We start from the raw sequence: 2,117 nt of genomic DNA, 5'->3' as shown, positions 1-2,117 counted from the left end.
GCAGGCGCAAGTGCAGGCGGGCCTGGCGCACGCCCCCACCTTCGGCTGGCCCGGCATCGCGCCCAGGCTGGCCGCACATTACCGCCGCATCCGCGCCGCGCCGCACCCCGGCGCCTACACGCGCCTCGTCGCCACGTGGCTGTTTCCCCTGCATGAATGGCTCAAGGGCCACCACAGCGCGCGCCTGCTGCGCCGCCTGGAACGCTCGCAGTGGTGGAGCGCGGAGCAGTTGCAAGAGTGGCAGCTGGCGCGCCTGCGCGCCCTGCTGCGCCACGCGGGCACGCACGTGCCTTACTACCGCGCCCTGTTCGCCCGCAGCGGTTTCGACCCCGAGCAAGTACGCCAACTGGCCGATTTGGCACGCCTGCCGCTGCTGCGCAAGCTTGACATCGCCAGCGCGCGCGACAGCTTTAAATCCGCCCGCGCCGTCGGCTTGCGCCCGTTCGCCACGGGCGGCTCCAGCGGCGAACCGCTACGGTTTTTCCTCGGCCGGCGCAGGGTCAGCCACGATATCGCGGCCAAGTGGCGCGCCACGCGCTGGTGGGGCGTCGACATCGGCGACCGCGAAGCCGTGCTGTGGGGTTCGCCCATCGAGCTGCATGCGCAAGACCGCGTGCGCCGCCTGCGCGATGCGCTGCTGCGCACCACCCTGCTGCCCGCGTTCGCCATGTCGCCCGCACGCCTGGACGGCTACGTGCGGCAATTGCGCCGCTGGCGTCCGCGCATGCTGTTCGGCTACCCGTCGGCCCTGTGCCGCATCGCCAGCCACGCGCAAGCGCGGGACTTGCCGCTCGACGGCCTGGGCGTGAAAGTGGCCTTCGTCACGGCCGAACGCCTGTACGACGAGCAGCGCGCGCAGATCGCCACCGCCTTCGGCTGCCCCGTCGCCAACGGCTACGGCGGGCGCGACGCGGGCTTCATCGCCCACGAATGCCCGGAAGGCGGCATGCACATCACGGCCGAAGACATCATCGTGGAAATTGTTGATGCCCAGGGCCAACCGCTGCCCGCCGGCGCCACGGGCGACATCGTCGTCACCCACCTGGCCACGCAGGACTACCCCTTCATCCGCTACGCCACCGGCGACGTGGGCGCGCTGGGCACCGGGCCCTGCGCCTGCGGCCGCGGCCTGCCCCTGCTGCAGAAAATCGAAGGGCGCAGCACGGATTTCCTTACCGCCATGGACGGCACCGTCATGCACGGCCTGGCCCTCGTCTACATCGTGCGCGAACTGCCGCAGGTGCGCAGTTTTAAAATCATCCAGGAAAGCCTGCTGCGCACGCGCGTGCTGCTGGTCTCCCAGCCGCGCCTGGACGAACCCGCGCGCACGGCGATCGTCACCGGCTTCCAGGCCAGGCTGGGCGCGCAGGTCGACATCGCCATCGAGGAAGTCGACGAAATTGCCGCGGAAGCGTCGGGCAAGTACCGCTATGTGGTGAGCCAAGTAGCCGATATGCATTCCTGCCGGCCTAAGGTCCGGCCTTAATTGTACGAAATCGGTAAGCTGCTCGGACAGGGCGACGGCAGCTGGCCGCTGCCGCCTAATAGCGCGCCAGGGGTGTCCCCAGACTTACACCGAGAAGTAATTTTTCCATGGCGACGGAAAAATCCGAACCAAGGTGGTACAGTTGGTCATCGGGATCCGTAAAAGCATAAAAGCCATGCGCACCGACAAAAACCAACATGTGATCGTGATGGGCATTCGCCACCGCTTCCACGTCCCCAGTCTGATGCTGCCAACGGCGCAGTACAGCATTCGCCTCGGGCTTGAGGCCACTAAAAAAACTGATATCGCCTTTCGCCATCTCGATACCGGCACCCGTGCTCCCCACGTTCAAACCGCCGAAGTCGCTCAAAATCGCCAGCGCCACCTGCCTGGGCGACTTTTGCGGACCATAGTGACTATCATGAGGAACCCATCCCGCCTGTTCAAAAATTGGGCGGATCTTTTCTGATAAAGCGAACATCCTGAAATAGCCCCTTGATTCACCAGACACAGCCTATGCGTTATTCTTACGGATAGGAATAGGACTGTGCATATGACTAGGAACAAGCAAACAATCGAGGTAGTGACGGTGAGCCAGGAGCGCCGCAGGCGCTGGTCTGCCGAGGAAAAA

Annotated in this window: 2 protein-coding genes; one reads left to right on the top strand and one right to left on the bottom strand. The window is 65.3% G+C overall.

Annotation, left to right across the window (positions count from 1 at the left end; all coding sequences use genetic code 11):
- Positions 1 to 10 precede the first annotated feature (10 nt).
- Entirely contained in the window at positions 11 to 1,486 is a 1,476-nt protein-coding gene (locus CBW66_RS28150; protein ID WP_367379993.1) for a phenylacetate--CoA ligase family protein, read from the top strand.
- Positions 1,487 to 1,541: 55 nt separating this feature from the next.
- On the opposite strand, the gene CBW66_RS28145 is transcribed toward CBW66_RS28150, so the two are convergent.
- Positions 1,542 to 1,967 carry an SUKH-3 domain-containing protein gene (locus CBW66_RS28145; protein ID WP_086141016.1) on the bottom strand — a complete coding sequence of 142 codons (426 nt, stop codon included), beginning with the start codon at positions 1,965 to 1,967 and terminating at the stop codon, positions 1,542 to 1,544.
- Positions 1,968 to 2,117: the final 150 nt, after the last annotated feature.

Origin of the sequence: Janthinobacterium sp. GW456P, from assembly GCF_002127655.1 — a bacterium.
GTDB lineage: Bacteria > Pseudomonadota > Gammaproteobacteria > Burkholderiales > Burkholderiaceae_D > Janthinobacterium.
Note: the sequence above shows the minus strand (reverse complement) of the source record. Positions and strands in the feature narration are given on the sequence as shown.

Bases quoted from the DNA above. Each gene is read 5' to 3' on its own strand.
- CBW66_RS28145 (WP_086141016.1), bottom strand. From the start codon at position 1,967: ATGTTCGCTTTATCAGAAAAGATCCGCCCAATTTTTGAACAGGCGGGA.